This is a genomic window from Kitasatospora sp. NPDC004745, from assembly GCF_042873275.1.
Taxonomy (GTDB): domain Bacteria; phylum Actinomycetota; class Actinomycetes; order Streptomycetales; family Streptomycetaceae; genus Kitasatospora.
Map to the genome: position 1 here is coordinate 669,131 of NZ_JBIALK010000001.1, position 13,829 is coordinate 682,959.

Annotated in this window: 8 protein-coding genes and 1 riboswitch; of the genes, 5 read left to right on the top strand and 3 right to left on the bottom strand. The window is 74.4% G+C overall.

From position 1 onward, the window contains the following. Window positions 1-228 precede the first annotated feature (228 nt). Window positions 229-3,843, bottom strand: coding sequence for a cobaltochelatase subunit CobN (gene cobN, locus ACFYUY_RS02990; RefSeq protein WP_387897335.1), 3,615 nt, complete (start codon window positions 3,841-3,843; stop codon window positions 229-231). A 397-nt stretch (window positions 3,844-4,240) separates the two neighbouring features. Next, window positions 4,241-4,326, bottom strand: a riboswitch (cobalamin riboswitch). Between the two features lie 167 nt (window positions 4,327-4,493). Between cobN and ACFYUY_RS02995 the strand changes: the two genes are divergently transcribed. The 3 genes from ACFYUY_RS02995 to ACFYUY_RS03005 are packed head-to-tail and all read left to right on the top strand — an operon-like array spanning window position 4,494 to window position 8,040. Continuing rightward, window positions 4,494-5,837 (top strand): hypothetical protein, encoded by a 1,344-nt coding sequence (locus ACFYUY_RS02995; protein ID WP_387897337.1) that lies wholly within the window; start codon window positions 4,494-4,496, stop codon window positions 5,835-5,837. Continuing rightward, complete coding sequence (locus tag ACFYUY_RS03000) at window positions 5,834-6,460, top strand: precorrin-8X methylmutase (protein ID WP_387897340.1); 627 nt, start codon at window positions 5,834-5,836, stop codon at window positions 6,458-6,460. Before ACFYUY_RS02995 ends, ACFYUY_RS03000 begins: the two co-directional genes overlap by 4 nt. Beyond that, window positions 6,457-8,040 carry a precorrin-2 C(20)-methyltransferase gene (locus ACFYUY_RS03005; protein ID WP_387897342.1) on the top strand — a complete coding sequence of 528 codons (1,584 nt, stop codon included), beginning with the start codon at window positions 6,457-6,459 and terminating at the stop codon, window positions 8,038-8,040. The genes ACFYUY_RS03000 and ACFYUY_RS03005 overlap by 4 nt, the downstream gene beginning before the upstream one ends. Window positions 8,041-8,191: 151 nt before the next feature. On the opposite strand, the gene ACFYUY_RS03010 is transcribed toward ACFYUY_RS03005, so the two are convergent. Next, the gene (locus ACFYUY_RS03010) at window positions 8,192-9,931 is read right to left on the bottom strand and encodes a TIGR03767 family metallophosphoesterase (RefSeq protein WP_387897344.1); all 1,740 of its coding nucleotides are present in this window, start codon (window positions 9,929-9,931) and stop codon (window positions 8,192-8,194) included. A gap of 409 nt (window positions 9,932-10,340) precedes the next feature. Between ACFYUY_RS03010 and ACFYUY_RS03015 the strand changes: the two genes are divergently transcribed. Then, window positions 10,341-11,591 carry a cobalt-precorrin-5B (C(1))-methyltransferase gene (locus ACFYUY_RS03015; protein WP_387897347.1) on the top strand — a complete coding sequence of 417 codons (1,251 nt, stop codon included), beginning with the start codon at window positions 10,341-10,343 and terminating at the stop codon, window positions 11,589-11,591. 137 nt (window positions 11,592-11,728) lie between these two features. After that, window positions 11,729-13,258 (top strand): UDP-N-acetylglucosamine 1-carboxyvinyltransferase, encoded by a 1,530-nt coding sequence (locus tag ACFYUY_RS03020; RefSeq protein ID WP_360210670.1) that lies wholly within the window; start codon window positions 11,729-11,731, stop codon window positions 13,256-13,258. A gap of 31 nt (window positions 13,259-13,289) precedes the next feature. On the opposite strand, the gene ACFYUY_RS03025 is transcribed toward ACFYUY_RS03020, so the two are convergent. Continuing rightward, the gene (locus ACFYUY_RS03025; RefSeq protein WP_387897351.1) at window positions 13,290-13,796 is read right to left on the bottom strand and encodes a protein phosphatase; all 507 of its coding nucleotides are present in this window, start codon (window positions 13,794-13,796) and stop codon (window positions 13,290-13,292) included. Window positions 13,797-13,829 lie beyond the last annotated feature (33 nt).

Here is a 13,829-nt window from a genome sequence, read left to right on the forward strand (position 1 = left end):
CCACCAGTATTCCTGTCACCCGAACGGGCTAATGGGACACCGGTGGCGCGGACTCCTGCCGTGCGAAGTCCGGTGGCGGGGAAGCCCGGTGGCGCGACGCCGGTCGGAAGTCCGCCAACCGTCCGCCAACCGCCCGCCAACCGTCCGCAGGCCGGCCGGCCTGCGGACGGTCGCCGAAGGACGCCGGAGGTCCGCCGTCCGGTGGCCGCCCGCCCCGCCCCGGCCGACTCAGCCCTCGTCGCCCTCCAGGTCCCCCTCCGTCTCCAGGAACGCGGCCTGCAGCTGCTCGATCAGCTCCGGGTCCGGCTGCTCCCACAGCCCGCGGCTCGCCGCCTCCAGCAGCCGCTCGCTGATCCCGTGCAGCGCCCACGGGTTGGCGCCGGCCAGGAACTCCCGGTTGACCGGGTCGAGCACGTACTCCTGGGTGAGCTTCTCGTACATCCAGTCCGCGACCACGCCGGTGGTGGCGTCGTAGCCGAACAGGTAGTCCACGGTCGCGGCCATCTCGAACGCGCCCTTGTACCCGTGGCGGCGCATCGCCTCGATCCAGCGCGGGTTGACCACGCGGGCGCGGAAGACGCGGGCGGCCTCCTCGGTCAGCGTCCGGGTGCGGACCGTCTCCGGGCGGGTCGAGTCGCCGATGTAGGCGGTCGGCGCCTTGCCGGTGAGCGCCCGGACGGTGGCCACCATGCCGCCGTGGTACTGGAAGTAGTCGTCCGAGTCGGCGATGTCGTGCTCGCGGGTGTCGGTGTTCTTGGCGGCGACGGTGATCCGCTTGTAGGCGGTCTCCATCTCCTCGCGGGCGGGCCGGCCGTCCAGGCCGCGCCCGTACGCGTAGCCGCCCCAGACCGTGTACACCTCGGCGAGGTCGGCGTCGGTGCGCCAGTCCCGGCTGTCGATCAGCTGGAGCAGGCCGGCGCCGTAGGTGCCGGGGCGGGAGCCGAACACGCGGACGGTGGCCTTGCGCTCGTCGCCGTGCACGGCCACGTCCGCCTGGACGTGGGCGCGCACGAAGTTCTGCTCCGCGGGCTCCTCCTGGGCGGCGGCCAGGCGCACGGCGTCGTCCAGCAGGGCGACGACGTGCGGGAAGGCGTCGCGGAAGAAGCCGGAGATGCGCAGCGTCACGTCGATGCGCGGGCGGCCCAGCTCCTCCAGGGAGATCGGCTCCAGACCGGTGACCCGGCGCGAGGCGTCGTCCCAGACCGGCCGGACGCCGAGCAGGGCGAAGGCCTCGGCGATGTCGTCGCCGGCGGTGCGCATCGCGCTGGTACCCCAGAGCGAGAGGCCGACGGAGGGCGGGTAGGCGCCGTCGTTGTCGGCGGTGTACCGCTCGACCAGCGAGGCGGCGAGCGCCTGCCCGGTCTCCCAGGCGAGCTTGCTGGGGACGGCCTTGGGGTCGACGGAGTAGAAGTTGCGGCCGGTCGGCAGCACGTTGACCAGGCCGCGCAGCGGGGAGCCGGACGGACCGGCGGGGACGAAGCCGCCCTGCAGCGCGTGCAGCACGGCGTCCAGTTCGTCGGTGGTGGCGGCCAGGCGCGGCACCACCTGGGTGGCGGCGAAGGTCAGCACCTCGCCGACGGCCTCCGGCAGCCCGGCGGCGACCTTCTCCACCGCCTCGACCGCCCAGTCCTGCTCCTCCATCGCCTCGACCAGCGCGCGGGCCTTGGCCTCGGCCGCGTCGGTGGCGCCGAGGGTCAGCGCGGCCTCGTCCAGGCCCAGCGCCTCGCGCAGACCGGGCAGCGCGCTGACACCGCCCCAGATCTGGCGGGCGCGGAGGATGGCGAGCACGATGTTGACCCGGTCGGTGCCGGCCGGCGCCTGGCCGAGGACGTGCAGGCCGTCGCGGATCTGGGCGTCCTTGATCTCGCAGAGCCAGCCGTCGACGTGCAGCAGGAAGTCGTCGAAGCCGTCGTCCTCGGGGCGCTCGTCCAGGCCGAGGTCGTGGTCCAGCTTGGCGGCCTGGATGAGCGTCCAGATCTGGGCGCGGATCGTGGGCAGCTTGGCCGGGTCCATGGCGGCGATGTTGGAGTGCTCGTCGAGCAGCTGCTCCAGCCGGGCGATGTCGCCGTAGGAGTCGGCGCGGGCCATCGGCGGCACCAGGTGGTCGACGAGGGTGGCGTGGGCCCGGCGCTTGGCCTGGGTGCCCTCGCCCGGGTCGTTGACCAGGAACGGGTAGATCAGCGGCAGGTCGCCGAGGACGGCGTCCGGGCCGCACTCGGCGGACAGCGCGGCGGTCTTGCCGGGCAGCCACTCCAGGTTGCCGTGCTTGCCGAGGTGGATGACGGCGTGCGCGCCGAAGCCGCCGTCGGCCTGGGCGGCCTCGATCCAGCGGTAGGCGGCCAGGTAGTGGTGGCTCGGCGGCAGGTCCGGGTCGTGGTAGATGGCGACCGGGTTCTCGCCGAAGCCGCGCGGCGGCTGGATGAGCACCAGCAGGTTCCCGGAGCGGATCGCGGCCAGCACGATGTCGCCGTCCGGGTTCTGCGAGCGGTCGACGTACAGCTCGCCGGGGGCGGGGCCCCAGTGCTCCTCGACCTGCTCGCGAAGCGCCTGCGGCAGCGTGGCGTACCAGCGGCGGTAGTCGGCGGCCGGGATGCGCACCGGGTTGCGGGCCAGCTGGTCCTCGGTGAGCCAGTCCTGGTCGTAGCCGCCGGCCGCGATCAGGGCGTGGATGATCGCGTCGCCCTCGTGCCCCTCCTCGGCGCCGTCGTCCAGGCCGGGCAGCTCGTTCCCGAGGTCCATGCCCTCCTCGCGCAGCCGGTGCAGCAGTCGCACGGCGCTGGCCGGGGTGTCCAGGCCGACGGCGTTGCCGACCCGGGCGTGCTTGGTCGGGTACGCGGACAGCACCAGCGCCAGGCGGCGCTCGGCCGCCGGGACGTGCCGCAGCGCGGCGTGCCGGACGGCGGTGCCGGCCACCCGGGCGGCGCGCTCCGGGTCGGCGGCGTAGACGGTCAGGCCGTCCTCGTCCAGCTCCTTGAAGGAGAAGGGGACGCTGATCAGGCGGCCGTCGAACTCCGGCACCGCGATCTGGGTGGCGGTGTCCAGCGGGGAGAGGCCGTCGTCGCTGGCCTCCCACTGGGCGCGCGACCAGGTCAGGCAGAGCGCCTGCAGGATCGGGCGGTCCAGCGCGGCGAGCGCTCCGGCGTCCCAGGCCTCCTCGTCGCCGCCGGCCTGGGCGTCGGCCGGGCGGGTGCCGCCGGCGGCGAGCACGGTGGTGACGATCGCGTCGGCCTCGCCGAGCGCGGCCAGCAGCTCGGGCTCGGCGCCGCGCAGCGAGGCGCAGTAGTAGGCGCGCGCCCGGGCGCCGCGGTCCTCGATCGCCCGGCAGAGCGTCTCGACGAAGGCGGTGTTGCCGCTCATGTGGTGGGCCCGGTAGTAGAGCACGGCGACGGTCGGGCCGTCGCCGTCGCGGGCCTCGCGCTCCAGCGGGCCCCAGGCGGGCGCGGAGGCGGGCGGGGCGAAGCCGTGGCCGGTGAGCAGCACGGTGTCGGAGAGGAAGGCGCCGAGCTCGGCCAGGTTGCCGGCGCCGCCGTGGGCGAGGTAGGCGTGCGCCTCGGCGGCGATGCCGGCCGGGACGGTGGACAGCTCCATCAGCTGGGCGTCGGGCGCCTGTTCGCCGGTCAGCACGATGACCGGGCGGGGGCCGGCGAGCAGCGAGTCCAGGCCCTCCTGCCAGGCGCGGCGGCCGCCGAGCAGACGGACCACCACGAGGTCGGTGCCCTCCAGCAGGGCGGGCAGCTCCTCGGGGGTGAGCCGGGCCGGGTTGCCGAGCCGGAACGGAACGGGGCCCTCGCTGGCGCGGGCGCTGAGCAGGTCGGTGTCGGAGGTCGACAGCAGCAGGATCATGCGAAGGCCCTCCCGGCCTCGGAGCCGCCCCGAGCCGAAGGGCGCGCCGGCGTTGAAAGTGACGAGTGACAGGCGTGGCTGACGTGACGGGCGCGGCCGTCACGGAGGGTGCGGTGGGCCGGGCCGGCCCGGTGGGCGCGCCCGGGGTGACGGGCGGCGGGTGCCGTGGCGGGTACCGGAGTGCGGGGGCACCGCCCGGCGGGCGGGTCGGCGGCGGGCGTCGACCGCGGGTGCGGGTGCGGGTGCCCGGGGGCCGGCCGCGGGCCGGGTCGACGGAGGCCGCCCGGGGACGCGTGCGGGCGTGGACCGCCTGCCGACGCGTGCGCGGGCATGCGACAGCGCTGGTGCATTTCTGCCTTCCTCGGGGTCCGCGCCCCGGGCCGGTGGAGGACGGCAGGAGTTCCTGGCTCCCGCGGCGGCCCGGTGTCCCGGTGAACCGCGGTCACAGTGGCGGGACCGCACCGGGCTTGCACCGGTTTCCTCCCCTGCGCCGTCGCTGGCGTTCGGACGGCCCGCTGGGACCGCCCGCGAGCATCGTACGGGGTGCGGCTGACCTGGGGGAGGGGCGATCGGCGGCGGCCGTCCGGAGCGGCCGGGGTGTGATGCAACGGACGGAGGCAAGCGATCGGATCATCTGTATGCTCGCGGCCATGCCACCGACACCCGACGCCACCGCGCCGGGCGCCGCGGTGCCCGACCGGGGGCGCGCGGACGCCTGCCCAGGGGCCCTTCGTCTGCACCAGGCCGACGACGGCGCCCTGGCCCGGGTCCGTCTGCCCGGGGGCCTGCTGACGGATCGTCAGGTGCTGGCGCTGGCCGAGGCGGCCGAGGCGCTCGGCGACGGCGAACTGGAGACCACCTCCCGCGGCAACGTCCAACTCCGCGGCCTCGCTTCGCACTGCGGGGCGGAGCTCGCCGACCGGCTGCGCGCGGTCGGACTGCTGCCCTCGGACACCCACGAGCGGGTGCGCAACATCGTCGCCTCGCCGCTTGCCGGGCTCACCGGCCCCGCCGCGGACGGCACCGGCACCGGCGTCGGCACCGCCCCGGGCACCGCCCCCGGCGCCGACGTGCAGGCCTGGGTGCGGGAGCTGGACGCGCGGCTGTGCGCGAGCGACTGGGCGGCCGGGCTCTCCGGCAAGTTCCTCTTCGCGCTGGACGACGGGCGGGGCGACGTCGCCGCGCTCGACGCCGATGTGACATTGATCGCAGGCGGGCCCGGCACCGCCGGCGGCGCGGGCCCGGCCTCGGCTGCGCCGGCACTGCTGCGCCTCGGACGCGCCGACCACGGACACCCGGTACCGCGGGGGCAGGAGGTGGCGGCCGTGCTGGACGCGGCCCGCGCCTTCCTGGACGCGCTGCGGGCGAACGGGCGCCGGGCCTGGCACCTGCGCGAGGCGCCCGACCTGCTCCCGGCCGGCACGGTGACGCTGCCCGCCCTCCCCGGGACTCCGCCCGCCGTGGGCGCGCTGCCCGGCGGGCTGTCCGTGGGGATGCGCTTCGGCCGGGCGGGCGCCGCCCAGTGGCGCGCGCTCGCCGCCGCCTGCGCCGGGGAGGTCCGGCTGACCCCCTGGCGCGGCGCGGTGCTGCCGGGTGCGTCCGCCGACCGGCTGTCCGCCCTGGCCTCGGCCGGGTTCAGGACCGCGCCCGGCTCGGCCTGGGAGCGGGCCACCGCCTGCACCGGGCTGCCGGGCTGCGCCAGGTCGCTCGCCGACGTCCGGGCCGAGGCGGCCCGGGCGCTGGACGCGGCCGACGGTGCCGACGGTGCCGACGGTGCCGAGGGTGCCGACGCAGGACTTCCGGTGCTTCCGGTGCACTGGTCGGGGTGTGCACGGCGCTGCGGCCATCCGGCCGGGCGGTGGGTGGACGTGCTCGCCACCGGGCAGGGCTACCGGGTGACGGTGAACGGTCCGGCAGCCGCCGGGGCGGCCGTGGACGTGACGAACGAGGAGATGGCCGAGGCGGTCGCCGAGGCCAGGAGGACCACGAAGTGATCGAGTACGAGAAGGACGGCGCGTCCATCTACCGCCAGTCCTTTGCCACCATCCGCGCGGAGGCCGATCTGGCCGCCCTCCCGGCGGACGTCTCCCGGGTCGCGGTGCGGATGATCCACGCCTGCGGCATGGTCGACCTGGTCGAGGACCTGGCGTACTCGCCCGGCGTGGTCGCCTCCGCGCGCGCCGCGCTGAACGCCGGGGCGCCGATCCTGTGCGACGTCAACATGGTCGCCAGCGGCGTCACGCGCAAGCGCCTGCCCGCCGACAACGAGGTGGTCTGCACCCTCACCGACCCCTCGGTGCCCGAACTCGCCCGGAAGACGGGCAACACCCGCAGCGCCGCCGCCATGGAGCTGTGGCTGCCCCGGCTGGAGGGCGCGGTGGTGGCCGTCGGCAACGCGCCGACCTCGCTCTTCCGGCTGCTGGAGATGATCGAGGCGGGCGCCCCCCGCCCGGCCGCGGTGATCGGCGTCCCGGTCGGCTTCATCGGCGCGGCAGAGTCCAAGCAGGCCCTGGCCGAGCACCCGTCCGGGCTGGAGCACCTGGTGGTGCGCGGCCGGCGCGGCGGCAGCGCGATGGCCGCCGCCGCCATCAACGCGATTGCGAGCGAGGAAGAGTGACGGATCGTCAGACCACCGGCAGCGGGCGGCTCTACGGCGTCGGGCTCGGCCCGGGGGACCCGTCGCTGGTCACCGTCCGCGCCGCCGAACTCATCGGCAAGGCCGACGTGGTGGCCTACCACAGCGCTCGGCACGGCCGCTCCATCGCCCGCTCCATCGCCGAGCGGTACCTGACGGGTGGTCAGATCGAGGAGAAGCTGGTCTACCCGATCACGGTCGAGACCACCGACCACCCCGGCGGCTACCGGGGCGCGCTGGACGACTTCTACGAGGAGGCCGCCGCGCGGCTGGCCGCCCACCTCGACGCCGGACGCGACGTCGTCGTCCTCGCCGAGGGCGACCCGCTGTTCTACGGCTCCTACCAGCACATGCACAAGCGCCTCGCGCACCGCTACCCGACCGAGGTGGTGCCCGGCGTCACCTCCGTCAGCGCCGCGGCCGCCCGCCTCGGGCAGCCCCTCACCGAGGCCGAGGAGACGCTCACCGTCATCCCCGGGACCCTGCCCGAGGAGGAGCTGACGGCCCGGATCGCCGCCGCCGACTCCGCAGTGATCATGAAGCTGGGCCGCACCTTCCCCGCCGTCCGCCGTGCGCTGGAGCGGGCCGGGCGACTGGCGGACGCCCAGTACGTCGAGCGCGCCTTCATGGAGGGGGAGCGCATCGCGCCGCTGGCCGAGGTCGAGGGCGAGACCGTCCCGTACTTCTCGGTGGCCGTGCTGCCCAGCAAGGTCGCGCCGCTCGGGACGTCCGCGACGCCCGAGCCGCTCGAGCCGGAGGCCCGGCGGGCGGACGGCCCGGGCGCGGTGACCGTCATCGGCACCGGGCCGGCCGGACCGCTCTGGCTCACCCCCGAGGCGCGCGGCGCCCTCGCCGAGGCCACCGACCTGGTCGGCTACACCACCTACCTGGACCGGGTGCCCGAGCGCCCGGGGCAGCGGCGGCACGGCTCGGACAACAAGGTGGAGTCCGAGCGCGCCGAGTACGCCCTCGAACTGGCCCGGCGCGGGCACCGGGTCGCGGTGGTCTCCTCGGGTGACCCGGGGGTGTTCGCGATGGCCACCGCCGTGCTCGAGGTCGCCTGCGAGGAGGCCTACCGGGACGTCCCGGTGCGCATCGTCCCCGGTATGACCGCGGCCCACGCGGCGGCCTCCCGGGCGGGCGCCCCGCTCGGGCACGACTACGCGGTCGTCTCGCTGTCGGACCGGCTCAAGCCCTGGGGGGTGGTGGCCGACCGGCTGCGCGCCGCCGCGGCGGCGGACCTGGTGCTCGCGCTCTACAACCCGGGCTCGAAGTCGCGGACCACGCAGGTCGGCCTCGCCCGGGACGTGCTGCTGGAGTACCGCGAGCCGGGGACGCCGGTGGTGATGGCGCGCGACGTCGGCGGCCCGACGGAGCGGGTCCGGATCGTCCGGCTCGGCGAGCTGGACCCGGCCCTGGTCGACATGCGGACCATCCTGCTGATCGGCTCCTCGCAGACCCGGGCGGTCGAGCGGGGCGGCGGTGTGGAGGTCGTCTGGACGCCCCGGCGCTATCCGGAGGTCTCGGAGGGTGCGGACGCCGCGGACGCCGTGGAGGGGTGACGGCGAACGAATGACAGATGACAGCTGACAGATGATGAAATCTGTCAGCTGTCATCTGTTCGCCGTCTTCCGTCACCGGTCACCGGACCGGTCAGACGTCGGCAGTCGGCGGGCGGCCTCGGCTGTCCGGCCGGCCGCCCGCCGACGGTCGTCACCGGGTCGGCTTGGTGATCAGCAGCTCGGTGTTGTGGTCCTCGCCCGAGCCCAGCAGCGAGGTGACCCGCCCGTTCGGGTCGTTGTAGGACAGCTCGCGGTACAGGGCGGCGAGGTTGCCGTCCGAGGTGCTGCCGAAGTCCGTCCCGTACGGTGCGGACGACTCGATCAGCGTCGTGAACAGCGAGAGCGTGCCGTCCCCGTTGTCCGCGATCTCGATGATGCGGCCGTGCTGCGGGTAGTCGATGTGCGAGGCGGTGTTGATCTCCCAGAACGCCCGCTCCGGCACGGCGTGGCCATGCGGAGTGATCTTGTTCATGTGGGTGTGCCCGTTCACCCACGCGACCACGTTCGGGTAGCGCTGGATCAGCGCCACCAGCTCGTTGCCGTCGTGCCGCCGCTCGAAGATGTTGCGCGGGTCGGGCAGCAGGTTGCCCATGGTGGTGCTGGTGTGGTGGCTGAAGAGCAGGATCACGTCGTCCGTGCTGCCGCCCGCCACCCGGCGGCCGTCGGCGTCGTACCAGTGACCGCTGTGCGCCTTCAACTGCTGCTCCAGCCAGCGCAGTTGCGCAGTGCCGAGGGAGCCGTCGGCGAACCCGGCCTGGTTGGTGGTGTCCAGGCTGATGCCGACCACCTTCTCGGAGATCCGGAAGGTGTAGTAGAGCTTGCCGCTGCCCACCATGTCCGAGGTGAAGCCGTGGCCGTACGGGCCGGCGCCGGTGCGCGCCGGGTCCAGGTGGGCCTTGGCGAACTCCTTGAGCGTGAACGGCCGCCGGCGCTCGTCCGGGGTGATCCGGCGCACGGCGTCGCCGCTCGCGATCAGCTTGGCGAGCAGCAGCGCGGCACCCGCCGGGTCGCGCCGCAGCGAGTCCATCAGCTGGGCGGCGTCGGCGTCGTTGCAGCCCTCCAGCTTGTACTGGCCGGTGTAGACGTCGTTCAGCAGTCCGAGGTCGGGCAGCGTGCCCTCGAGGCTGTCGTCGTGGTTGCCCACCGTCGTGTACCAGGGCGTCCGCAGGCCCGGCGCGTCGAAGGGGCGTCCGGCGGCGTCGAGGAAGCCGGGTATCTGCGGGAACCCCTTCGTCTTGTAGCCGTCGCTGTAGGCGAGTTCGGGGTTCCAGTAGGCCGCGTTGCCGGAGTTCTGCACGCCCTCGTAGCGGTTGGGGTCACCGGTGCTCTGGGCCATCCGTCCGCCGCCCATGACGGTGAGGTACCAGTCGAGTTCGGCGTGCTCGTGGTTGTCGGTGTTGTCGCCGGTGGCCATCACCATGCTGAACGGCATCCCGGTGTAGGGGCCACCGTCGAGCGCGTTGACCCGCTCGACGAGCGCGGAGACGCCGCGGGCGTTGAGGGTCTCCTGGGGCCGGTACGCGCTGCCGTTCCAGCGGGCCAGGTACTCGAAGCGGAACGGGGACTCGGTGTCCACCAGGTGCAGGTCGCTGAACTGGACGAAGCTGGCCAGGCCGGTCCGGCGGTCGTCGCGCCCGCCGCCCGGCGCCGCCAGGTCGCCGCGCACCATCAGGGGCCAGCCCGGGCCCGCCGTCAGTCTCTTGTACGCGCCGGTGCCGCTCGGCGTGGCCACCTGGTCGAGCGTGGTCCCGGTGACCTTGACGGCCCGCGCGGCGGTGGTCGCCAGTGCGCGCTCCCGCTCAGCCGCCGAGGCGAACTGTGCGCCGCCCAGCGACAAGGCCGTCCAGGCGGCGGCCACCGACGTACCGGTGAGGAACGTACGCCGATTCATCCCTGCCACAAAAACCCCCACATTCTGATGGCCCGGCCGGACTTCCGGCCGTCGGCCCCCGTGTCATGAACCCGCCTCTGGCGGACCGCCAGATTACTCACTGGTAGGGGCGGGGGGCGAGGGCCGTGCGGCGAACTCTTCGGGAACGCGCGGCGGTGTTCCTCCCCGGCGCCCCCGCAACCCGCCCGGACCCGCCCCGGCCCTCCCGTCGCCGGGCGCCCGCGACCCACCGTCCGGCGCCCAGTGACCCGCCTGCCGCCTCCCGGTGCCCGCCCGCCCCGCCGGCCGGGCGGAGGCGCCGCGGACACCGCCCCCCGGCCCCGGTCGGGGCGTGACCAGGCGAATGGGGGAAAATCGGCACCGACGGCCGGTGCGGCCGCACGTCGACCCAGCCGGAAGCGAGACGCAGGTGGCCACAACGGGAGCCGGTAGCGGGTCCGGACCGGGAAACGGAGCCGGATCGGGGGCCGGATCCGGCGCCGGGGCGGGCGGACGGGCCGGCCAGCTGAAGAGCAGCGGTCTGCGCCACGGCTGGACGACGGGGGCCTGCGCCACCGCCGCGACCAAGGCCGCCTACACCGCGCTGCTCACCGGCGAGTTCCCCGACCCGGTCGTCATCACCCTCCCCAAGGGCCAGCAGCCCGCCTTCGCCCTGGCGGCCGAGTCGCTGCTGACCGAGCCGGCGACGGGCTCCCGGGCGGTCGGCGCGCCGCCCCGGCCCCCGGCGGCGGCTCGCTCGACCGTCGGCGCCATGGCCGGGGTGGTCAAGGACGCGGGGGACGACCCCGACGTCACCCACGGCGCGCTGATCCGTTCGACGGTCCGCCCCGGCGAGCCCGGTGCCGGAGTGGTGTTCCGGGCTGGCCCCGGCGTCGGCACCGTCACCAAGGCCGGTCTGCCGCTGCCCGTCGGCGAGCCCGCGATCAACCCGGTGCCCCGGCAGATGATCCGCGACGCCGTGGCGGAGGTCGCCGCCGAGCACGGCGGCAGCGGGGACGTCGTGGTGGAGATCTCGGTGGACCACGGCGAGGAGATCGCCCGCTCCACCTGGAACCCCCGGCTCGGCATCCTCGGCGGCCTGTCCATCCTCGGCACCACCGGCATCGTCGTCCCCTACTCCTGCTCCGCGTGGATCGACTCGATCCGCCGTGGCGTGGACGTCGCCCGGGCGGCGGGGCGCACCCACGTGGCCGGGTGCACCGGCTCGACCTCCGAGAAGGTCGCGGTCGCCGTGCACGGGCTGCCGGAGGACGCCCTGCTCGACATGGGCGACTTCGCCGGCGCCGTCCTCAAGTACCTCAAGCGCCACCCGGTGCCCAGGCTGACCATCGCGGGGGGCTTCGCCAAGCTGTCCAAGCTGGCGGCGGGCCACCTCGACCTGCACTCGGCGCGCTCCCAGGTCGACAAGGGCTACCTGGCCGACCTGGCCCGGCGCGGTGGGGCGGACGAGGAGCTGGCCGGGGCGGTGGCGGCGGCCAACACGGGCCTGGAGGCGGTGCAGTTGTGCCGGGCGGCGGGCGTGCCGCTCGGCGACCTGGTCGCCGAGGCGGCGCGGGCGACGGCGCTCGGCGTGCTGGTCGGCTCGCCGGTGGCGGTGGACGTCATCTGCATCGACCGGGCCGGCACCATCGTCGGCCGGGCGGAGCCGCTCGGCCCGTGACACTGTCACAGAGATGCGACAACATCACCTGGTGATGTGAAGATCTGACGTCCATACGAGGAAAGAAATGGACAAAAGGAGCGTCGCTCCCTGCCCTGGCGCTGGTGCCATCTCAACCATGAGATATGGTCTGGCGAGTGACAGGCGACTACCTCACCCGCATCGGCACCCTCATCCGCACCGCGCGTCAGCACCGCGGCTGGTCCCAGGCGCAGCTCGGCGAAGCCCTCGGCACCAGCCAGAGCGCCGTCAACCGCATCGAGCAGGGCAAGCAGAACGTCAGCCTTGAGATGATCGCCCGCATCGGCGAAGCCCTCGACAGCGAGATCGTCTCCCTCGGCTACTCCGGCCCGATGCACCTGCGGGTCGCCGGCGGCACCCGCCTCTCCGGCGCCATCGACGTCCGCAGCAGCAAGAACGCCTGCGTCGCGATCCTGTGCGCCTCGCTGCTGACGACCGGCCGCACCACCCTGCGCAGCGTCGCCCGGATCGAAGAGGTCTACCGCATCCTCGAGGTGCTCACCAGCATCGGCGTCAAGAGCCGCTGGATCAACGAGGGCCGCGACCTCGAGCTCACCCCGCCCGCCGAGCTCGACCTCGCCGCGATGGACGTCGAGGCGGCCCGCCGCACCCGCAGCGTGCTGATGTTCCTCGGCCCGCTGATGCACCGCGCCAGCCGCTTCGCCATCCCCTACGCGGGCGGCTGCGACCTCGGCACCCGCACCGTCGAGCCGCACCTGACCGCGCTGCGCCGCTTCGGCCTGGAGGTCGCCACCACCGGCGGCGCCTACCACGCCTCGGTCGAGCCCGGCGTCCCGCTGGACCGCCCGATCGTGCTGACCGAGCGCGGGGACACCGTCACCGAGAACGCCCTGCTGGCCGCCGCCCGGCACGACGGCGTCAGCGTCATCCGCAACGCCTCGCCCAACTACATGGTCCAGGACCTCTGCTTCTTCCTGGAGAAGCTGGGCGTGCGGATCGAGGGCGTCGGCACCACCACGCTCACCGTCCACGGCGTCCCGGAGATCACCTGCGACGTCGACTACACCCCGGCCGAGGACCCGGTGGAGGCGATGAGCCTGCTCGCCGCCGCCGTCGTCACCTCCTCCGAGCTGACGATCCGCCGGGTGCCGATCGAGTTCCTGGAGATCGAACTCGCGGTGCTGGAGGGCATGGGCCTCGACTACGACCGCACCGCCGAGTACCGGGCCCACAACGGTCACACCCGTCTGGTCGACCTCACCGTGCGCCCGTCCAAGCTGACCGCGCCGATCGACACCATCCACCCGATGCCGTTCCCCGGCATCAACATCGACAACGTGCCGTTCTTCGCCGCCATCGCCGCGGCCGCCCACGGCACCACGATGATCCACGACTGGGTGTACGACAACCGCGCGATCTACCTGACCGAGCTGACCCGCCTCGGCGCGGACGTCAAGCTCCTCGACCCGCACCGGGTCCTGGTCCAGGGCCCCACCCGCTGGCGCGCCGCCGAGATGATGTGCCCGCCGGCCCTGCGCCCGGCCGTGGTCATCCTCCTCGCCATGCTCGCCGCCCAGGGCACCTCCGTCCTGCGCAACGTGTACGTCATCAACCGCGGCTACGAGGACCTCGCCGAGCGCCTCAACTCCATCGGCGCCCAGATCGAGACCTTCCGCGACATCTGACGGATCGTCACATCACCGCTGCCGGTCGGCCTCACCCCTCGAGGCCGGCCAGCAGCATCGCCACGTCCAGCCCGGTGCCCAGGTACTCGACGAACACCGCGTTGTTCAGCGCCCACCCCGACCGCCGCCCCCGCACCACCCGAACCGCCTCGTCGGGGTCGTGCCCGAGCCCGACCAGTGTCTGTGCCACCACCAGGCCCGATCGGTTGTAGCCGGAGTGGCAGCGCACCAGCGTCCGCCGCCCCCGACGGACCGCCTCGGTGGCGATCTCGGCTGCCTCCCGGACAGCCGCGAGCTGGCCGGCGGACAGCGGCGCGTCCGGCACCTCCCGGACGACGTGCTCCACCCAGGGCGCCGGGCCGTGCCCGGGAAGCGTGAACAGGCTGACCACCAGGTCGAACTCGTCGTGGACCAGCGCGAGTTCGGGGCCACCGCCGGGCGGGGTGTAGTAGTGGCCGCCCATCCACAGCCCAGGGACGATCTCGTTCCAAGGCTCGGGCGGCCCGGGGGTCTCGCGATCCTTCTGCCGGGTGCGCATGTCTGCTCCAACGCTCGGTTGCCGGGCCGGCCG